This is a genomic window from Bartonella sp. CL25QHWL, assembly GCF_042195335.1.
GTDB lineage: Bacteria > Pseudomonadota > Alphaproteobacteria > Rhizobiales > Rhizobiaceae > Bartonella.
In genome coordinates this window covers 99,032-120,336 of sequence record NZ_JBHIOE010000003.1, presented here as the reverse complement: position 1 = coordinate 120,336, position 21,305 = coordinate 99,032, and the positions used below count along the sequence as shown (strand labels likewise).

10 protein-coding genes, 1 tRNA gene and 2 pseudogenes are annotated in these 21,305 nt (G+C 36.3%); 8 read left to right on the top strand and 5 right to left on the bottom strand.

Going from position 1 to position 21,305, the window contains the following annotated elements; genetic code table 11:
- Positions 1-16: 16 nt before the first annotated feature.
- Both ACFILY_RS02900 and uvrA read right to left on the bottom strand, forming a co-directional pair.
- Positions 17-355: a P-II family nitrogen regulator gene (locus ACFILY_RS02900; protein WP_015856528.1), complete on the bottom strand. Its 339-nt coding sequence runs from the start codon at positions 353-355 to the stop codon at positions 17-19.
- A gap of 1,071 nt (positions 356-1,426) precedes the next feature.
- Positions 1,427-4,342, bottom strand: coding sequence for an excinuclease ABC subunit UvrA (gene uvrA, locus ACFILY_RS02895; protein ID WP_375637459.1), 2,916 nt, complete (start codon positions 4,340-4,342; stop codon positions 1,427-1,429).
- Between the two features lie 329 nt (positions 4,343-4,671).
- Between uvrA and ssb the strand changes: the two genes are divergently transcribed.
- The 7 genes and pseudogenes from ssb (at position 4,672) to ACFILY_RS02860 (ending at position 14,910) form a co-directional block, all read left to right on the top strand.
- On the top strand, positions 4,672-5,178 hold the full coding sequence (gene ssb / locus ACFILY_RS02890) for a single-stranded DNA-binding protein (RefSeq protein WP_273791491.1): 507 nt from the start codon (positions 4,672-4,674) through the stop codon (positions 5,176-5,178).
- Between the two features lie 230 nt (positions 5,179-5,408).
- Positions 5,409-8,192 carry a DNA gyrase subunit A gene (gene gyrA / locus ACFILY_RS02885; protein WP_273791490.1) on the top strand — a complete coding sequence of 928 codons (2,784 nt, stop codon included), beginning with the start codon at positions 5,409-5,411 and terminating at the stop codon, positions 8,190-8,192.
- Between the two features lie 24 nt (positions 8,193-8,216).
- Positions 8,217-8,736 (top strand): annotated as a pseudogene (gene coaD / locus ACFILY_RS02880) (pantetheine-phosphate adenylyltransferase).
- Positions 8,726-9,318 (top strand): annotated as a pseudogene (locus tag ACFILY_RS02875) (peptidylprolyl isomerase). Before coaD ends, ACFILY_RS02875 begins: the two co-directional pseudogenes overlap by 11 nt.
- An 18-nt stretch (positions 9,319-9,336) precedes the next feature.
- Entirely contained in the window at positions 9,337-9,849 is a 513-nt protein-coding gene (locus ACFILY_RS02870) for a peptidylprolyl isomerase (RefSeq protein ID WP_273791487.1), read from the top strand.
- Between the two features lie 1,453 nt (positions 9,850-11,302).
- The gene (tgt, locus tag ACFILY_RS02865) at positions 11,303-12,421 is read left to right on the top strand and encodes a tRNA guanosine(34) transglycosylase Tgt (RefSeq protein WP_273791486.1); all 1,119 of its coding nucleotides are present in this window, start codon (positions 11,303-11,305) and stop codon (positions 12,419-12,421) included.
- A gap of 1,289 nt (positions 12,422-13,710) precedes the next feature.
- Complete coding sequence (locus ACFILY_RS02860; RefSeq protein WP_375631313.1) at positions 13,711-14,910, top strand: MFS transporter; 1,200 nt, start codon at positions 13,711-13,713, stop codon at positions 14,908-14,910.
- A 42-nt stretch (positions 14,911-14,952) separates the two neighbouring features.
- Here ACFILY_RS02860 and ACFILY_RS02855 read toward each other — a convergent pair whose 3' ends face one another.
- The 3 genes from ACFILY_RS02855 to ACFILY_RS02845 form a co-directional block, all read right to left on the bottom strand.
- Positions 14,953-16,377: an MFS transporter gene (locus ACFILY_RS02855; RefSeq protein ID WP_375631314.1), complete on the bottom strand. Its 1,425-nt coding sequence runs from the start codon at positions 16,375-16,377 to the stop codon at positions 14,953-14,955.
- Positions 16,378-16,495: 118 nt separating this feature from the next.
- Complete coding sequence (locus ACFILY_RS02850) at positions 16,496-17,710, bottom strand: NADP-dependent isocitrate dehydrogenase (RefSeq protein ID WP_375631315.1); 1,215 nt, start codon at positions 17,708-17,710, stop codon at positions 16,496-16,498.
- Positions 17,711-18,521: 811 nt separating this feature from the next.
- Positions 18,522-18,596: transfer RNA gene (locus ACFILY_RS02845), tRNA-Glu, on the bottom strand.
- Between the two features lie 1,346 nt (positions 18,597-19,942).
- Between ACFILY_RS02845 and ACFILY_RS02840 the strand changes: the two genes are divergently transcribed.
- Complete coding sequence (locus ACFILY_RS02840) at positions 19,943-21,259, top strand: homoserine dehydrogenase (RefSeq protein WP_273791204.1); 1,317 nt, start codon at positions 19,943-19,945, stop codon at positions 21,257-21,259.
- Positions 21,260-21,305 lie beyond the last annotated feature (46 nt).

Below are 21,305 nucleotides of genomic sequence, written 5' to 3'. Positions count from 1 at the left end.
ATTTTCTCGTTATTTATTAAAGGGCATCGATACCGGTTTCGTCCGTGCCTATACGAATTGCATCATCAATGGAAAAGACAAATATTTTTCCATCTCCTATATGTTTGGTTTGAGCTGCTTTACGTATTGCATCAACAGTTTGTTCCAGTTTTTCATCGGACACAACAATTTCAATCTTTACTTTAGGTAGAAAGTCAACAACATATTTCGTACCACGATAAAGTTCTGTATGTTCCCTTTGACGACCAAAACCTTTCGCTTCTGTTACTGTAATACCATGTAACCCAATTTTTTGAAGCGCTTCTTTCACTTCATCAAGTTTGAAAGGTTTTATAATGGCTTCAATTTTTTTCATGCTGAAATTATCTCCAACGTTATTTTGTCTTTTTAGACTGCATCACATTATATTGACAACTGTAAGATGTCCAACAGATACTTTGTGCACAAAAAGTCGCAAATAATGATACTCTAAGCTCTTTTAGGAGAGTTTCTTTTGTAGAATACAGTCAAACACTGTTTTTTGGGAAAAAACCTTACAATTCTTTTACAAGAATTCAAATTATACAATAAAAGAGTTTTGTTTCTTTTTTTTAGATAACACATTTACTTATAAGGATAATTAGACATTTTCCACATTAAATGAGAAACTCTAATAGCGTAGGATTTTCTCATTTTAGATCTTTTTGTCGTCAATCAATCAAAACAATACCTTTATATATCATAAATAGTACGAGTGTGTGGGTAACAACATTTGAAAAAAGAAATAAAATGTTTTTTATGAAAGCTTTCTATCACTAAAGGCTTTACAATATTAGGGAGTAGGGGAGATAAATATTGGAAAAGAGTGTGATGTTGCTGATTATGCTTCTTCATAAACGTAAAAATGGTGGTGTACAATAAATGAGTTTATCATTATAGCATTCATAGCTGCTGTTGTGAAATGGGCTTGGGAGCATTGAGAAATGTTTCTTTAAAACAGATGTGTGAATTGGCAATGCAAATATATTCCGTTTGGGGCGTTTTGTCCCTTCGTGAGGAATATGATCCCATTAAGGAACGCGATGAATAAAAGCGTGAAGCAATGGCAATCTTCATTATAAGATATTGCCGCGGATTCCTTTGAAATCATAAAGATAAATTAAGAAGTGATGTAAAGATAGGAACTTATTTATACCTTTAAAACTTCGTATTTTTCCCAGTTTAGGCTGTCTGGTCGTTTCAAGTATAAACAAAACAGAGAATAAATATGCAATTATGCGCGCATTCTTATTTGGCAATACGACAACTGAAACAGCTTATAAAGCGCTAAATTGTTTTTAGTCTTTGCTTCAAACGTGTTGCACTACTGGAATTAGGTGTTGGTTTACAGGTAATAGTAAAAGTACAGGCTTTGTTAGTATGCTGTATTTTACAATAAAAAGCGTTTCTAAGAATTGGAATTATAGAGAGATGGGCGTAGTAAAACATCTTTTAGAAATTTTCCCGTATAGGAAGCGGGAACCTTAATGATGTCTTCAGGGCGTCCAATTGCAACAATTTCACCACCGCGATCTCCACCTTCTGGTCCTAAATCAATAATCCAGTCGGCTGTCTTTATAACATCAAGGTTATGTTCAATGACTATAACTGTGTTGCCCTGCTCGACTAGTTCGTGAAGCACTTCAAGAAGTTTGGAAATATCATGAAAATGTAAACCTGTTGTCGGTTCATCCAAAATATAGAGTGTACGTCCCGTTGTTTTACGAGAAAGTTCTTTCGCAAGTTTTACACGTTGTGCTTCCCCACCAGAAAGTGTGGTTGCTTGCTGTCCTACTTTTATGTAACCCAATCCTACTTTAATGAGAGTTTCCATTTTATTATGAATAGCGGGAATAGCTTGGAAAAATTCTTCTGCCTTTTCAATTGTCATATCCAAAATATCGGCTATAGACTGTCCTTTGAATTTTATTTCTAGTGTTTCTCGGTTATAGCGTTTTCCTTTACAGACATCGCAAGTAACATAGACATCAGGTAAAAAGTGCATTTCAATTTTGATGACTCCGTCGCCTTGACATGCTTCGCACCGTCCTCCTTTAACATTAAATGAAAAACGCCCAGCTTTGTAACCGCGGGCTTTTGATTCTGGAAGATCAGCAAACCACTCACGAATCGGTGTAAAAGCACCTGTATAGGTTGCGGGATTAGAGCGTGGGGTGCGTCCAATAGGGGACTGGTTGATATCAATGACTTTATCAAGAAATTCTAATCCATCAATTTTGTCATAGCTGGCAGGGCTGTGATGAGAGCCCATGATATGATGTGATGCTGCTTTGAAAAGCGTTTCAATAAGAAATGTTGATTTTCCTCCTCCAGAAACACCAGTTATGCATGTGAAGGTTCCAAGAGGAATATTCGCATTGATATTTTTGAGGTTATTGCCTTTGGCGCCAATGACTTTAAGTGTTTTCGTTTTTGATATTTTGCGTCGCTTTGTCGGCATTTTAACAGCCATTTTTCCTGAAAGGTATTGGCCTGTGAGAGAGGCTGAATTTTCTATAATTTCCTGCGGTGTCCCTTGCGCTATGATTTCTCCACCATGAACGCCCGCGGCAGGCCCCATATCAACAACATAGTCTGCTGTGAGAATAGCATCTTCATCATGTTCAACAACAATAACTGTATTGCCAAGATTGCGCAAATGACGCAGCATTTCCAAAAGGCGTTCATTATCGCGTTGGTGTAAACCGATAGATGGTTCATCTAAAATATAAAGAACACCTGTAAGACCAGAACCAATTTGGGATGCCAACCGAATGCGTTGGCTTTCTCCCCCTGAAAGCGTTCCTGAATTTCGAGACAAGGTAAGATATTCCAATCCTACATGATTTAAAAAAGCCAAGCGTTCACGAATTTCTTTTAAAATACGTACGGCGATATTACGTTGTTTTTCTGTGAGATATTGATGAACATTGGCAAACCAATCATCTGCCTTTAGAATAGAAAGATCTGATATTTGCCCAATATGCATTCCGTTTATTTTTACAGCAAGTGCCTCTGGTTTTAAACGATAACCGTGACAAGCTGGGCAGGGCGAAGAAGACATATAACGTTCGATTTCTTCTCGAGACCAAGCAGAATCGGTTTCTTTCCAGCGTCTCTCCATATTAGGGATGATTCCTTCAAAGGGTTGGGTCATTTTATGCGAACCAGAATTATTTTTATAGATAAAAGAAATTTCATCTCTTTTTGTACCGTAGAGAATAGCCTGTTGTGCTTCACTAGAGAGTTCACACCATTGATCTGTGAGTTTGAAACCGTAAGCTTTTCCTAATGCTTCTAAGGTTTGACTATAATAAAGTGAATCCGATTTAGCCCAAGGAGCAATGGCTCCATTCTTTAGGGTAAGGTTTTTATTTGGCACAATTTTTAGTGGATCCATTGCCTTTTTGATACCCAATCCATCGCAGAGAGGACAGGCCCCAAAAGGATTATTGAACGAAAAAAGGCGTGGTTCAATTTCAGGAATAGAGAAACCCGATACTGGGCAGGAAAACTTTTCTGAAAAAATGAGCCGTTTGTGTGTATCATTTTTTGATTTATGAGCAGATTCCTTTGTCGTTTCTTTTTGTGCTAAGGGTTGGTCTGCCATTTCAGCTATGGCAAGCCCATTTGCTAGCTGTAAACAGGTTTCTATACTATCAGCTAAGCGAGAGGTGATATCCTTCTGTACAACAATGCGGTCTACCACGACATCGATGTCGTGTTTATATTTTTTATCAAGAGGTGGAATATCAGCGATTTCATAGAATTTTCCATCAACTTTAGCGCGTTGAAATCCTCTTTTTAAAAGTTCTGTTAGCTCTTTTTTATATTCTCCCTTTCGTCCTCGCACTAAGGGTGCCATAATAAAAATTCGTGTTCCTTCTGGTAAGGACATAATTTGATCCACCATTTGACTTACTGTCTGGCTTTCAATAGGAAGTCCTGTTGCAGGAGAATGAGGAATACCAATACGTGCAAAGAGAAGACGCATGTAATCGTGGATTTCAGTAACGGTACCTACCGTTGAACGAGGGTTGCGACTGGTTGTTTTTTGTTCAATGGAGATAGCTGGAGAGAGACCGTCTATGCGGTCGACATCGGGTTTTTGCATGACTTCCAAAAATTGGCGTGCATAGGCTGAAAGGCTTTCGACATAGCGACGTTGTCCTTCAGCGTAAATTGTATCAAACGCTAAAGATGATTTCCCTGATCCAGAAAGTCCTGTTATAACAATGAGTTTGTCACGAGGCAGATCAAGATCAATATTTTTAAGGTTATGCTCACGTGCACCGCGAATGGAGATATATTTTTGATGAGTCATACTTTATCCTTGGCATATGTGGCAAAAATTGAGCACCTAAAATGGAATAAAACTGTTTTTTTAGAATTACAATGTGTTTAACTGCTTTAATGCAAAAGGAAGGTATAAGTTTTGTGAAAAAAATACAAATGAGCAGCTTTTTATTCTCTCGTGGTGGAATAAACTATGTGTTTTTATCATCTTTTGGTATAATTACACTCAATACAGTATTGAGAAAGGATAGCATACCCATATTGATGGTCAATTGCGACATGTAAATTGAAGGTCAAGATGGTTATAACTGTTATAGAACAGAGTACTTTACGAATTAAAATTTTGGAGTTTATACGATGGCTGGTAGCCTTAATAAAGTTATTTTGATTGGTAATCTTGGTGCCGATCCTGAAATCCGCCGTTTGAATTCTGGTGATCAAGTGGCAAATCTGCGTATTGCTACTTCAGAAAGTTGGCGCGATCGGAATACAAATGAGCGAAAAGAACGCACTGAGTGGCATAGTATTGTTATTTTTAATGAAAACCTTGTCAAAGTTGCAGAGCAATATTTAAAAAAAGGCAGCAAAATTTATATTGAGGGGCAGTTACAGACACGAAAATGGCAAGATCAAAATGGAAATGACCGTTATACAACAGAGATTGTTTTGCAAAAGTACCGTGGCGAATTACAAATGCTTGATGGGCGGGGAGCTGCGAGCGGGGAGCAAGGAGCAAGTCAAGGGGGGAGTTATAGTGGTGGCTTTGCCGATAGTCACTCAAATCAGAGAAATACTTTTGGTCAAAATAATAATCAATTGGGAGAAAGTTTTTCACACAAATTAGATGATGATGTCCCTTTTTAAGAGTCTTTAAATTGCAGTATTATGATCATTTTATGGTTTGCTTGTTTCAGATTTTTGAAGTTTAGCGAAGTGAAAATTGTTAATTATTATTGGTAATTTAAAATATAAATTAATAACATCTTGAAAAATATTGTTAAATTTCTTTTTTGTCATGGGAGAGAAATTAGCATTTTGGTGTATTTTTCGCTATAAATAAAGTGAAATGATTCTTTTTTGAAAGTTTTGAAATTGTGACCGATCTTACTCCACACCCAGAACGTGATGTGCTAACCGGTATTGAACCAATCAGTATTATTGATGAAATGCAACGCTCCTATCTCGATTATGCGATGAGCGTGATTGTTTCACGTGCACTCCCTGATGTCCGTGATGGTCTTAAGCCTGTTCATCGACGTATCCTTCATGCTATGAATGAGATGGGGCTTTCTTTTAATAAGTCGTATCGTAAATCTGCTGGTGTTGTTGGTGAGGTTATGGGGAAATTTCATCCCCATGGTGATGCTTCAATTTACGATGCATTAGTGCGTATGGCGCAGGACTTTTCTTTAAGAAATCCATTAATTGATGGTCAGGGAAATTTTGGTTCCGTTGATGGTGATCCACCTGCGGCCATGCGCTATACTGAGTGTCGTTTAGAAAAAGTTTCAGAAGAACTTTTAGCTGATATTGATAAAGATACTGTTGATTTTCAGGATAATTACGATGGGCGTGAGCGTGAACCGGTTGTCTTGCCAGCGCGTTTTCCCAATCTTTTGGTTAATGGGTCAGGGGGGATTGCTGTGGGAATGGCAACCAATATTCCTCCCCATAATCTTGGTGAAGTCGTTGATGGTTGTATCGCTTTGATTGATAATCCCGATATCACACTCGATAAAATAATTGAAATTATTCCTGGTCCGGATTTTCCTACAGGGGGCATTATCCTCGGACATTCTGGTGTTCGTGCAGCTTATGAAACAGGGCGTGGCTCAATCATTATGCGTGCTAAAGTTGAGATCGAAGAGATTCGCAGTGGTCGACAAGCAATTATTGTGAGTGAGATCCCTTATCAAGTTAATAAGGCAACGATGATTGAGAAAATGGCCGAATTGGTGCGCGATAAACGCATTGAAGGAATCTCTGATTTGCGTGATGAATCTGATCGTGATGGATATCGGGTCGTTATTGAGCTGAAGAAAGATGTTGTTGCGGAAGTTGTTTTAAACCAATTATATCGGTATACGCCGCTGCAAACTTCCTTTGGTTGTAATATGGTTGCTTTGAATGGGGGAAAACCCGAACAGATGACGTTGCTTGATATGCTTCGTGCATTTGTTTCTTTTCGGGAAGAAGTTGTCAGTCGGCGAACAAAATATCTTTTGCGTAAAGCGCGTGAGCGAGCACATGTTTTGGTTGGTCTTGCCCTTGCTGTTGCCAATATTGATGAAATTATAGCGCTTATTCGCAAAGCTCCTGATCCGCAGACAGCACGTGCACAGTTAATGGAGCGACGCTGGCCAGCGATGGATGTTGCGCCTTTGATTAAACTTATTGATGATCCTCGTCATATTATTCATGAGGATGGTACTTATAATCTCTCTGAAGAACAGGCGCGTGCTATTTTAGAATTGCGTTTGCAACGATTGACAGCCCTTGGGCGTGATGAAATTGCTGATGAATTGAATAAAATTGGCGTGGATATCGCTGACTATCTTGAGATCTTGGCATCACGCGTGCGGATTATGTGTATTGTTAAGGATGAGTTGAGTGCTCTTCGTGAGGAGTTTGCAACGCCGCGACGTACCGTATTTGGTTTTGGTAGCGCTGAGATGGAGAGTGAAGATCTGATCGCGCCAGAGGATATGGTGGTAACGGTAAGCCATAGTGGTTATATTAAGCGTGTGCCTCTTAATACCTATCGTGCACAGCGACGTGGTGGTAAGGGGCGTTCTGGTATGTCCACGAAGGATGAGGATTTTGTAACGCGGTTGTTTGTTGCCAATACGCATACTCCGGTTCTTTTCTTTTCATCACGTGGGATTGTTTATAAGGAAAAAGTTTGGCGACTGCCGCTGGGGACACCCCAATCGCGTGGGCGGGCTTTGATCAATATGCTTCCCTTACAACAAGGTGAGCGTATTACAACGATTATGCCTTTGCCTGAAGATGAAGCGAGCTGGAGTGCATTAGATATTATGTTTGCGACAACACGTGGAACTGTGCGTCGTAATAAATTATCAGATTTCGTTCAGGTTAATCGTAATGGTAAAATTGCGATGAAACTTGATGAAGAAGATGAAATTCTTTCTGTTGAAACCTGTACAGAACATGATGATGTTGTTCTAACAACAGCCAATGGACAATGTATCCGTTTTCCAGTTGTTGATGTTCGGGTCTTTGCTGGGCGTAATTCTGTGGGAGTTCGTGGTATCAATTTAGCTAAAGGCGATAAAGTCATTTCGATGACAATTTTAGAGCATGTCGAGGCGACGTCCATTGAGCGTTCTGCTTATATTAAACGTGTAATGAATGAACGGCGTGCTTCTGGTGCAGATGCTGATGTTGAAGATGTTATAACTCTTGATGAAGAAGATGGGGGTGCTGAAACAGAGTTAACAGATGAACGTTATGCAGAACTTCATGCACGTGAACAAATGCTTTTGACAGTGAGTGAGTTTGGTTATGGTAAACGTTCTTCTTCCTATGAGTTCCGGATTTCGGGACGTGGCGGAAAGGGGATTCGCGCAACAGATCCATCTAAAACAGCTGAAATTGGTAAATTAGTAGCGGCTTTTCCGGTGAAGGCGCAAGATCAAATTATGTTGGTATCAGATGGGGGGCAGCTTATTCGTGTCCCTGTTGAGGGAATTCGTACTGCTGGGCGCTCAACTAAGGGAGTCACAATTTTTAATACAGCCAAAGGTGAAAGAGTCGTATCGGTTGAACGTATTTCTGAACCTGAAGATGATACGAGTTCATTAGATGATGAAGGTGAGAAGCATTCTGATACAGTTGATATGAGCGAAGAAAAATAATTTTTAAGAGGAAGGAGTAAAGTCATGAAAATTGCTCTTTACGCGGGTTCTTTTGATCCTCTTACAAATGGTCATCTTGATGTTTTGAAAGGGTGTTTTGTGTTAGCTGATAAGGTGGTCGTCGCTATAGGGATACAGGCTGACAAAAAAACACTTTTTAGCTTCGAAGAGCGTGTTGATTTCATTACGCAGGTCGGGAAAGACTTGTTTGGTGCAGATTCTAATCGATTGCAGGTTCTTTCATTTAGCAACCTTCTCATTGAGAAGGCGCGTGAAGTTGGTGCTTCATTTCTCATTCGTGGATTGCGTGATGGTACTGATCTTGATTATGAAATGCAAATGGCCGGGATGAATGGCGTTATGGCTCCTGAATTGCAAACTGTTTTTTTGCCGGCAAGTGTTTCTGGGCGTGCGATAACTTCTACATTGGTACGCCAAATTGCCTCTATGGGAGGTGATGTGACACCATTTGTACCGCCCAATGTTGCACAAGCTTTGAGCTCGAAATTCCAATCTTTTAGGGGAGAATAATTGTGTCTCGTAGAATTTTTGCTGTTTTGATATGTGTGTTTTGTTTTTTTTCATTGTCCGCTGTCGCTGGTAATCCTAGACCAGCAAGCGATGCAAGCCTTCTTGTTTATCTCTCAAAGATGGTGATGTCATTATTCGTCTGCGTCCTGATTTGGCGCCAAAACATGTTGCGCAAATCAAAAGATTAACAGAGGAGGGGGCCTATAATAATGTTGTGTTTCATCGCGTTATTCCTAATTTCATGGCACAAACTGGTGATGTAGAATTTGGAAAAAAAGGCAGTAGAGATTTTGATTTGAAACGCGTTGGTATGGGTGGCTCAAATTATCCCAATATACCGGCAGAGTTTTCAAAACAGCCGTTTAAGCGTGGTACAGTTGGGATGGCACGGTCACAAGATCCGGATTCCGCGAATTCTCAATTCTTCATTTGTTTTGATGATGCTGCTTTTTTAAACGGTCAGTATACGGTTGTTGGAGAGGTTATAAAGGGGATGGATGTTGTTGATAAAATAAAAAAAGGTACGACAAATAATAATGGATCTGTAAAAAATCCTGATGTTATTAATGCTGCTACTTTACAAGTTGAGAAATGAATCAAGGGAGCTTTCCATATGGCTGAGAATAAAAATCCAGAAAATACTTTAATTCTTGAAACAACAAAGGGCAGAGTTGTTATTGAGCTTTTTGCTGATTTAGCACCTTGTCATGTTGCACGTATTAAAGAATTGGTACGTGAAGGTGCTTATGATAATGTTATTTTCCATCGCGTTATTGATGGTTTTATGGCGCAAACAGGGGATGTGCAATTTGGAAAGAAGGATAGTGAAAAATTCAATTTATCACGTGCGGGTATGGGGGGGGCAGAAAAACCAAATTTAACAGCAGAGTTTTCAAATCTTTCTCATAAGCGTGGTACAGTTTCTATGGCACGGAGTCAGAATCCAAATTCTGCTAACTCTCAGTTTTTTATTTGTTTTGCAGATGCTCCGTGGCTTGATCGTCAATATTCCATATGGGGGCAGGTTGTTGAAGGTATGGAAAATGTTGATAAAATTAAACGTGGTGAACCTGTTTCAGATCCAGATTCAATTACCAAAGCCATTATTGCTGCGGATGCAAAATAGTATAAACTATACTGATTTTAATTGTAAGTTTCTAAGAAAAAAATACTCTTTTCTGATCAATAAAGGCACACAAAACTCTTTTGTAGTATCACGCTTACCTTTTATAATTTCGAGCTAAGCATTGTCCTTATATTTCCTTCAATCGGATCTTCCTTAAGAATATAACGCAAAGGATTTGTACAAACACTTGTCAGAATAAGAAAACGCAAAGTCTGTCGTATTATGGTTGTTGTTTGGCAAAGTGTTTTATAAAAAATTTGGCAGTTCTCTTCCATCCATTGTCGGTCTTAATAGTTTTATGATGTTACTTTCCTGAGAGAGCGTGTGCTTTTGTTTCTGCTTGTAAATCAACATCCAATCCTAATGCAGAAGCATGTTTGAAACACATATTAAGACGGATAAGAGCTTTACTCGCTCATCCAGTTTTCTTAGCAAGGTGGAAAACCAGCATTTATATATATATATTGGCGTAATATTTAAAATAAGAAGACAGTTTAATCTTAGAAGAATATAATAAAGGCGCAGAAGTGAAATAAATGGCTAGTCTTGCCATCTCCTTTTTAATTCAACTTTACTTTTTTAAGTATCTAACGCAATATCTTTTAAATAATGAAGATTATGCATGGACTTACGCTTTTATTTTTCTCGTTTTTTTATAGAGGAACGCTCCAAACGGAATACACTTGTGTTGCATATTTACGTGTTTTTTTAAGAAGCATTTCTCAGTACATATCAACATTCACTTCCACGATGACATTCATGGCATGTATAGTTTTAAAGCTATAAATAGTATAAAATATTATGCACCACCATCTTTAAAGCTTGTGAAGGAGCAAACGGGTACCATCATACGCTTTTTCAGCCTCTAATGTTACGATAGAGCTTTGGTATTTGAGTATCTTTACAAAAAGCATTTTTAGTTTTTTAAAGTATTTTTATTTACACGTTAATTTCTTTTGTGAATTATCTCCAATGCCAAGAGCTATCTCAATATTGTGAGTGGATAAATGATTATGTTCATTTGCACTTTTATTAAGCGTGAGGATCGTTGTGCCCAGTAGATGAAAAATTTTTATCTGTAAAAGTTAAAGAATATTGTGAGCTGTACAATGCGTTCAAAATTTTCTTTTATGGGTACAAAGTTACTGCTTATGGAAGTATGTGAAGATGAAATTATTGTGATAATAATTTTGCAGTTCTGTTAAGGATAAGCGTAGGTATTTTGAGGTATGATATTATAAGGATTTTACTATTTTTCTAGAGTTAGATTATCACTTTTATTATGGTGATTTCTTAACAAGAAATGTTCTTTTATCTCGTTTAATTTTTGATGCTGGTTACAATATTGAGCGAATCAAAAATTAATTCATAAAGCTTATGACAATGCGCGTAAGGGGATATCTTTTTTCTTTCTATAGAGATATGCATTGATGGAATCAAAAAGACGAGAGTTATGATAAAGACATTTCATTATAGAAAAATTGCTCAAGATGGGTATGCACGTCGAGGAGAAATTATAACGGGGCGAGGATGTGTTCGTACACCCGCATTTATGCCTGTTGGGACGGCAGGAACTGTTAAGGCTATGTATATGGATCAAATTCGTGATCTTGGTGCAGATATCATTTTGGGGAATACTTATCATTTAATGTTACGTCCAGGAGCTGAACGTGTTGCGCGTTTGGGAGGATTACATGAATTTTCACGCTGGAGCGGACCTATTTTAACCGATTCTGGTGGATTTCAGGTTATGTCATTGGCGGGAATCCGTAAAATTACTGAACAAGGTGTGATTTTTCGCTCTTACATTAATGGAGCTTACTATGAAATGAGTCCAGAGCGTTCTATCGAAATTCAAGGACTTCTTGGTGCGGATATCCAGATGCAGTTGGATCAATGTATTGCATTACCAGCAACTGAAAAAGAAATGGAAGAAGCTATGGAACTTTCATTGCGGTGGGCGCTGCGTTGTAAAACAGCTTTTGGAGATCAGCCAGATAAAGCATTGTTTGGGATTGTTCAAGGTGGTGATAATATGAAACTGCGTGAACGTTCTGCTCAAGCATTAAAAGAAATGGATTTAAAAGGTTACGCTATTGGAGGGCTTGCTGTTGGTGAGCCGCAGAGTGTTATGACAGCAGTATTGGATACTACTTGTCCGATTTTACCAGAGGATAAACCACGCTATCTTATGGGAGTAGGGACACCTGATGATATTTTACAAAGTGTTGCACGTGGTGTTGATATGTTTGATTGTGTTATGCCAACGCGTGCAGGACGTCATGGTTTAGCTTTTACCCGCTTTGGTAGAATTAATTTGCGTAATGCGCGTTATGCAGAAGATCCACATCCTCTTGATCCACAGTCACTTTGTCCAGCAGCACATGATTATAGTTGTGCTTATTTGCATCATTTGATCAAATCTGGTGAATCTCTTGGGGGGATGTTGTTGACTTGGAATAATCTTTTTTATTATCAACAACTTATGCAGGGAATTCGTGATGCCATTGAGGAAGGCTGTTATGCTGATTTTTGCGCTGAAACGCGTGCTCTATGGGCACAAGGACGCTAAAATATTAATCGTAATATAACGTCTCATTTTTTATTGAATTTATTCTCGCACTTACAAATTTAGTTAAAAATATGAAATTAGAAACATCTTCCAAAATTATAAAATTTCACTATCTTAAAATATAACAGTGCGGTTTTATAAGGGCACATATTCTGTTTCTAATTACTATATAAAAACAGAAACTGTTACTCCGGTACGCGCTACCTGATCCGGAGAAAAACAGTTTTTCTGTTTCTGATGACTGTTTACAGCAACAATGTTAATGAGGCGTTAGCGAACTCTTAAAGAAGTATGAAAATTGTATTTTTATGAGATATTTTGTGTTTTTTATTATTAAAGGTAAATAATGGATTATATACAATCGAACAGATAAATTTTTAGAAAATTAAAATAAAACTAAAATAAGATTACATATTTAAAATGTTATAATTTTATATTGTTATTATTTTTATATATTAATATAAATATTATTTACATAGATTTATATAATATTATTAATATTGTAAAACTAAAAATTTATAGTTTTAATGTAATAAAAATTAAATATTAATCACAATAATTATCATATATTATAAAATATCAATATATATATTGAAACAAAACTTATTATATTTGTTTTCTGCTTTGTTTATAGAATTTATCTGAAAATAATCATAATATATTTACGTGAATATTTTAATTTACAGATAGTGAGTTAGATATCTGATGCGATTCCTCTGTGAGGGAGGGGGAAAGATGCCTAAAAGAGGATATTTAATAAATCTAGAAACCAAGCACTATTATCATGAGAATTTTTAAAAGACTCTATAATAATTTATAAGAATGGCCTAAAGTTGAAATTATAGCTTATCGATTTGGGGGATCTGCATTTAGGTAGCAAAAATAAAGCAACAATAATTGGGGGAGAAGTTTTATCTTTGTATCAAGATAATGATGAGATATTGTTCACTTGTTTGAAATGCATTATTCAGCAAATTTTAGAATTATTTATAGGGTATAGTATATCGTTGTAAAAGTTTTCACTGTAAAATTTCAACGGCTGAAAAGAGGAGACAAAGTTTATTATCTGGTAGATCTGATAGAAATAGGTGAATACGTCTATGATCTTGAGGTTTTCAAAGATTTTCCATTAAAGAATCTTACTTAAAACTCCATAAAATGCTTTATATATAAAAATATTTCTAAAACTTTATTGGGGACTATTGGGCATGCGTATAACAATGTTTTGAATTTTTGTTTGTGTGTATTACAGATATTTACAGTTAAAACTCCTATCCAGAAGTGATGATATGAGGGATTCTTATCAACAAAAGGTTCTTGCATTGGGAATTGATTCGAGAATACGACGTTTAATAATTTTAGCTCTTGCCGTGGGCAGTTTTGCTATTGGTACTGCAGAGTTTGTTGCAATGGGGCTACTGCCAGAGATGGCACGAAGTTCCTATGTTGATATTCCTACCGCTGGTCAATATATTTCTGCTTATGCATTAGGAGTTGTGATTGGAGCACCTCTTTTAGCTGTGGCAACAGCTCAGGTATCACGCAAAACTGTTTTGATAGGCTTGATGCTTTTTTATGCCTTAGCAAATATTGCTAGTGCCTTTGTTTCTGATTTTAGCATATTAGTAGTATTACGCTTTCTCAGTGGACTTCCCCATGGAATCTATTTTGGACTTGCGGCTATGGTTGCCTCTTCAATGGTAGAAATGAAAGAACGTTCTAAAGCTGTTGGATATGTTATGCTTGGCTTAACAATTGCAACCGTTTTGGGAGCACCCAGTGCTACTTGGATTGGTCAACTTATTGGTTGGCAGATTGCTTTTGTCCTTGTGGGGATGATCGCTTTATTATGTTGTTTGCTTATTTGGAATTTTTTTCCTTGTGATTCAAGTTTTCCAAAAACGAATCCTTTGCAAGAAATGGGTGCATTAAAGCAAAAGCAGGTGTGGCTTCTTTTGTTGATGGTGTCGGTGGGAGCGTCAGGATTATTTTCTGTTTTCACTTATATCAAGCCAACATTAATGCATATTTCTGGTGTTTCACTTGAGTTGGTACCATTTATTATGCCGTTAGTTGGATTGGGAATGGTGGTAGGAAATCTCTTGGGGCCTAAATTAGCCGTTAAAATTGGTATTTCGCCGATGATATTTTTTTCTATGCTTTGGAGCGTATTTGTTTTTTTTATTTTTTTATTTTTATCCTATGCTCCGTTAACAGCGGCAATAGGATGCTTTTTTGTTGGAACTTCTTTTGCTGCTATGCCTTCTATACAAACAAAAATTATGGATGTTGCACTACAGGGACAGATTTTGGCAGGAGCATTAATGCAGTCTGCTTTTAATATTGCCAACGCTCTTGGTGCAGAATCTGGAGCATTAGTTTTAAAATTGGGTTATAGTTATGAATATACAGCTGTTTTAGGAAGTGTTCTAACTTTGTGTGGATTAATGGTTTTTTGCGTCTCATGGTATATGGAGAAGCATGCTTAATGTTTTTCATTTTTAAAATGAAGAAGGTATTTTTATGTTTATTTAATTATTGGAATGTCCTGTTGGATTTTTTAACATGCAGTAAGAAATGCGCAGCGCTAATGGAATAGCAAAACAAAATAAAAAACCAATGAGCACTACAAGAAGAGTTTTTGCTGCTAAGATCATTCCTATTGTTCCTCCAGGATTAAAGAGTCCGGCAAGATTGGTGATAACTCCGGCTAGAGTTGCACTCAATGCAGCTGAAAATAGTTGTACGGAGGTAAGGGATTCACTGGCACGGAGAGCATCTTCATCATTTGTACATTGTAAAATTCGTGTGAGCAAATGTGGCCATGCTATGCCTGCACTGATTCCAATAGAAAATAGTGCTAAGCAAATAATAAAAATATATTCAAGCGTGGAAACTTCTGTTGGTATGAGCCATAAAAGAATCGCTATGCCTAACAGTTTTAATAGGGGCGAGTATATAATGATGTTGCGAATTTTTTTTGTGGAGACAGCAGCACTTGAGAGGGCTCCACACGTCCACCCTAGGCTCATAAGTGTTGCTATATAACCGGCTATAAGTGGAGCTTGTCCATGAAGTTCTTGAAGAAAAAGTGGTAAATAAAGTTCTATACTGTACACGACTGTTGTCATAACGAGTATTAATGCGTAAACAGGAAAAATTTCAGAAGAGAAAGAAAAGGATTTGCGCGGCAACATAGGATGAAAGCTATATGATTCGATTTTTGCTAAAACAAAGAGAAGACTAAGTCCAATAACTAATCCGCAAATTTTTGCCATTGTTGTGTCCATAGCTCCTCCAACAGAGATGATAAAAATCAATAAGGTGAGTGTGAGAAGCTGGAGAAGAGGGAGGGGGGATGTTGGAACATAGTTTTCATTCTTTTTGGGTAAAATTTTAAAGGCTATGAGTGAGAAGAATATAGCTAATGCGCCAATGATCCAAAAGGATGCTCTCCATAGGCCATAATATACAGAAATTCCTCCGATTGCTGGTCCTAACAAGGTTGATATTCCCCACATTCCAGAGATAACACTTAATGCGTGTGACCATAAAGATGGGCTGAAAACAATACGTACCATGGAATAGGATAGAGATAACAAAGAACCACTTCCCAATCCTTGAATAAAGCGTCCTATTAAAAATAATGGCATAGATGAAGAAATGCTGCACAGGAAAGTGCCTAGGGTAAAGATAAGACCAGAGATAACATAAGCGTTGCGAGGACCTAATTTCCCTAATATTTTTGTTGCAAGTGAAGTACCAAGGAGTGAAGCTGTAATAAAGACAGTCGCCACCCAAGAATAATATTCATTGCCAATATGATTTATAAGGGAAGGTAAAATAGTAATAACAATATAAACATTGGTAGCGTGTAATATAACACCACCTGTAAACGTTAAAAAGCAAAGACCATTTTTACCCAATAAAAGCTCAGACCAGCTCTGTTGTTTCACTGTTTTTTGCTATTTAATAAAAATTTATCCTCTTTTTACTTATAAGGTACTTCTTTGAATTTGCCAAGAGAAATTCAAAGCTCTGTTTAGAGCTTTGAATTTTAATTTAATTAATAACTTAATTGCCCATTGCTTTTTTGAGATTCTCATCAATTTTATCGAGGAAACCTGTTGTAGAAAGCCATTTTTGTTTAGGCCCAATCAAAAGTGCGAGATCTTTAGTCATAAAACCTTCTTCGACGGTTTTAATACAAACTTCTTCCAATGTCGTGGAAAAGTTTTTTAATTTCTCATTGTTATCTAGTTTAGCACGGTGCGCCAGTCCACGTGTCCATGCGAAAATAGATGCAATAGAATTTGTTGATGTTTCTTCGCCTCTTTGATGCTGACGGTAATGGCGTGTTACGGTGCCGTGTGCCGCCTCTGCTTCAACAATTTTACCATCAGGTGTCATGAGAACAGAAGTCATGAGACCAAGAGAACCAAAGCCTTGGGCAACAATATCAGATTGGACATCACCATCATAGTTTTTACATGCCCATACGTATCCACCTGACCACTTTAATGCAGAAGCAACCATATCATCAATAAGACGGTGTTCGTAATATAATTTACGGTTTTCAAATTCAGTTTTAAATTCCATATCGAATATTTCTTGAAAGATATCTTTAAAACGACCATCGTAAGCTTTTAGAATGGTATTTTTTGTTGAAAGATAAACTGGAACATTCCGTTGTAGTCCATAATTAAAGGATGCGCGGGCAAAATCACGAATTGACTCATCAAGGTTATACATAGCCATGGCAACCCCTGCGCTTGGAGCATCAAAAACATCATGTTCAATAACTTGATTGTCATCACCTACAAATTTAATACTTAATTTCCCTTTTCCTGGAAATTTAAAATCTGTTGCCTTGTATTGATCGCCAAAAGCGTGACGTCCTATAATAATTGGCTTTGTCCAGTTAGGAATAAGGCGAGGGACATTTTTACAGATAATGGGTTCGCGAAAAATGACTCCTCCTAAAATATTGCGGATTGTACCATTAGGTGATTTCCACATTTTTTTTAGGTTAAATTCTTTAACGCGTGCCTCATCAGGTGTGATGGTTGCGCATTTTATACCAACCCCATATTCTTTTATAGCATTGGCAGAATCGATTGTTACTTGATCATTGGTTGCATCACGATTTTCGACGGAAAGATCATAATACTTTAGATCAATGTCGAGGTAGGGATGGATTAATTTATCTTTGATATATTTCCAGATGATGCGGGTCATCTCATCCCCATCAAGTTCAACAACGGGGTTTTCTACTTTGATCTTTACCATTAGAAATCCTTTTTCTTTTAAGCGATACTACTTGTATAACACTTTCAAGTTTATAATGAAAAGTAAAAACAAGGGAAAAAAGCATTCAAATATGAACTTTTAGAATATATTATCATAGAGTGTAAAATTTTGTTTGAGGGTTTAATCTTTGAAAAGAAGTGATGTGTTTATAAATCTATAAGTATTCTATGATTGATGAAGAATCTGTTTAATAGATAAGGTAGTTAGATCACCGAGAGACGGGGATTATGCGTTTTTATTATCAGAGATTCCATTTAATAATTTGATCGTATTCTGAATTATAGTTTCTTGATTTGTTGTGTGAGGTGAATAAGCATCTATTTTTTATATTGCTATTTCAACTCTAAGATTACGGTTTGTTTATTTATAAAAAGTTTAATGTGATAACAAAGGCACTGTAATTAGAAATGCTTCATATAAAATGCGTTTGGGATAAACTTCAGTTTTGAAGGTTGGAAAAAACGTATAAATGATGTGGCTGGTTTAATTTAAAAATTAACAGCATACGCAAGAATATGACTTATAAAATTACCGTATCGCGAGCTAGAATACTCTAATTCTTATATTTTATAGATTCTTATTGTTATAACTGTGCGCAGTAAAGCACTATCCTCGAAATGCAACAAAGAAATTAATCACCTAATGATTCTTGTATCCTTTTTACAAAGAGATTCCTTTTAATTTACGAAGAAATTCCTTTTAAAATCTTGTTCTCTCGTTTTTATTTATGCATCCCTCATTTTTAAAAACACAAATAAAATGAATATATTACACATAGAAAAAAGGAGGATGGTACGCCCAAGGGGAATCGAACCCCTGTTTCCGCCGTGAAAGGGCGATGTCCTAACCGCTAGACGATGGGCGCAAACCAATGATGAGGCTTATAGAGAGGATCTTTTTACTTCGCAAGCCCTCTGTGTCATTTTTTTTGAAAAAAGTGTGTTTTATTGAATAATTTTTGAGAAACTCTTGTTTGAATCATCTTATTTTCTAAGATTTTTTGTAGAAAAAATGTAAAGTTATCATCATTGATAGAAAGTTTTGATGTGGGTATCATCTCAGCAAATGATATTTGCATTTATTTTCAGTTTGAAAAGTAGGCAAAAATGATCAAAACAGCATTTTAAATGTATTTATTTTTTACATATTTTATCGTTTGTTATCTTTGTTGTCACATGAGAATATTATTTAACTTGCTTGAAAGAGCCTTTATACGGAAGATTTCTCATTTGAGCTTATCATAAAGCAAAAACTGTATAATTTATAAAGTAGAAATACAATATTTATTACCAAATAAACAAATAATACCAATCATACAAAAGTTTTTTTATGAATAATCCATAGATTACTTACAATTTAACAAAATATAAATAGATATCTGTATAATAAAAATGAAAATATTAAATCAATTTTTATAGAATATATTAAAAATATTTTTTATATTTACTTTTACATGTCTGTAAGAAATTTAAGATTAAAAACCCTTCATTTGCTCTTTTATATATTGAGAAGGTTCTTGATTTGAAAATGAATTAGCGTGGATAAAGGGTAGATTGAGTTTTTTTTCATTTCAATTCGCTAGTTTTTTAAAGAGGTGGCAATAAGTTGAGATAAAATATTCAAATTTTGAAACTTTATTCTCTATATTTATAATATTTCAGAATTATGGTGTGCGCATATTAAGTTTTGTTTTTTACTTTAATGTAAGGTTCTATTTTGATATATGAGTGCGTTAAGATTTTGCATTAAAGATTTATATTTAAAGCTATGGAATGGTAGGAAGAAATGTGTTATTATGTACTGATCTACTTTATTTTATCCATTCTCTTAATTTATCATATAAAAGAATGTTTTTTGTTCCATACTTGTTGATTTAGAAGAGATGTTTTATTCTTTCTTACTAAGTCTTCAATATTCTTTAACTTGTTATTGATTATTTTTTAGAACTTTTCTTTATGGAAACTTGCATTTATCAGTTTTACAGATTTTCATTCTGAATTAAATATTTTATAAAGATTCTGAAATCTTTGAAGACAATAAATATTATATTTTTAGGAATGTTGATTGAACAAGCGGGGATAATTCTATTGGAAAAAATGAAGTGAATAGAGCGGGGTATTTCTTTTGTTCTTATGGATGTAAATATTCTTTGTGTTGATTGGCACATCATTTAAACGATTTTTCAATGAAGATAGGGATCAGTGGTTAATAATGGCAGAAGCTTTAAAAGTTGGTGTTGCGGGACTTGGTACGGTTGGTACTTCAGTTGTTCGAGCTCTATGTGAAAAAGCGAATAGTTTAGCTTGTCAATGTGGGCGATTCATCAAAGTTGTTGCTGTTAGTGCGCGCGATAAAGGCCGCAATCGTGGACTTGATCTCAGTGATATAAAATGGTTTGATTCACCTGTGGAGTTGGCTGCTTCTGATGAGATTGATGTTTTTGTAGAGTTAATTGGTGGTGAATTGGATGTGGTGTATACCGCTGTTAAGAGAGCGCTTGAGGCGGGACATCATGTTGTAACAGCCAATAAAGCTCTTCTTGCTCGACATGGAGTAGAGCTGGCTATAATTGCAGAAAAAAAAGGTGTTTTTCTTCATTTTGAAGCAGCTGTTGCAGGGGGGATTCCTGTCATCAAAGCGATGAGAGAATCACTTGTTAGTAATCGCATATCGCGAATTTATGGTATTCTCAATGGAACCTGTAATTATATATTAACACGCATGTTTACGGAAGGTCTTTCATTTAAAGATTGTTTAGCAGATGCACAGAGACTTGGGTATGCTGAAGCAGATCCAACTTTTGATATTGAGGGAAATGATACTGCTCATAAATTAGCTTTGTTGACAAGCTTGGCATTTGGAACAGCTATTTCGTTAGATGATGTTTATGTTGAAGGAATTCATAATATTTCGCAAATTGATATTCGAGCAGCTGATGAATTGGGGTATCGGATTAAGCTTTTAGGGGTTGCATTAAAAACGGATTCTGGAATAGAGCAACGCGTTCATCCAACAATGGTACCAGCATCCTCAATGATTGCACAGATAAATGGTGTAACCAATGCTCTTTCTATTCAAAGTGATTTATTAGGTGAATTACTGTTTTCTGGTCCTGGCGCTGGAGGAAAGGCAACAGCATCAGCCGTTATTGGTGATTTGGCTGATATAGCAAAAGCGCGTTCTGGTTTTCAGTATGCACCTGTTTTAAGACGTCCAGCATTAGAACTTGCTCCTCATAAAAAAGCACGTATTTCGCATCATGCAGGTGGTTATTTTATTCGTTTAAATGTTCATGATCGTACTGGTGTTTTTGCCGCGGTCGCAAGGCATATGGCTGATAATCACATCTCATTGGAGTCGATTGTTCAAAGATCTTTTGTAGAAGATCAAATTGAAAAAACAATTATTTTAATTACGCATGAAACAACAGAGGTGAATGTACGACAGGCACTTGCAGAAATTGAAAAAGATGGACATCTTGTTGCAAAATCTCAATTTATTCGTATTGAACCTATGGCAAAGAATTGATAACTTTCTTGATAATAAAAACGCACGCTTGAGTTCTTTTATCTCT